Origin of the sequence: Mucilaginibacter hurinus (genome assembly GCF_003324525.1) — a bacterium.
GTDB lineage: Bacteria > Bacteroidota > Bacteroidia > Sphingobacteriales > Sphingobacteriaceae > Mucilaginibacter > Mucilaginibacter hurinus.
Map to the genome: position 1 here is coordinate 1 of NZ_QGDC01000030.1, position 279 is coordinate 279.

Here is a 279-nt window from a genome sequence, read left to right on the forward strand (position 1 = left end):
CCACGGCGTCGGCCTCGGTGATGGCGTCGAGCAGCGGATCGAAGTCCTGCCCGGCGCTCTCGACCTTGAGCAGGACGGCCTCGGCGCCGGATTCGCGGACGCCCTCGGCGACCTTCTCGGCCAGGACGGCGGTGTGGCCGTAGCCGGAATGATAGACGACGGCGACCTTGGCTTGAGCATGGCTCATCTGGATTTCTCCCTCGCGATATGTAACCGCAACAACGACAGATACATAATCGAGCCTGAGGCCGGCGCAAGGGATTCGTAACAGCAGTGGAT

1 protein-coding gene is annotated in these 279 nt (G+C 63.4%); it reads right to left on the bottom strand.

Features of this window, described 5'->3' with window-relative positions; all coding sequences use genetic code 11:
* A partial coding sequence (locus tag DJ568_RS17060; RefSeq protein ID WP_199561023.1) for a flavodoxin domain-containing protein occupies positions 1-187 on the bottom strand: 187 nt, incomplete at its 3' end.
* Positions 188-279: the final 92 nt, after the last annotated feature.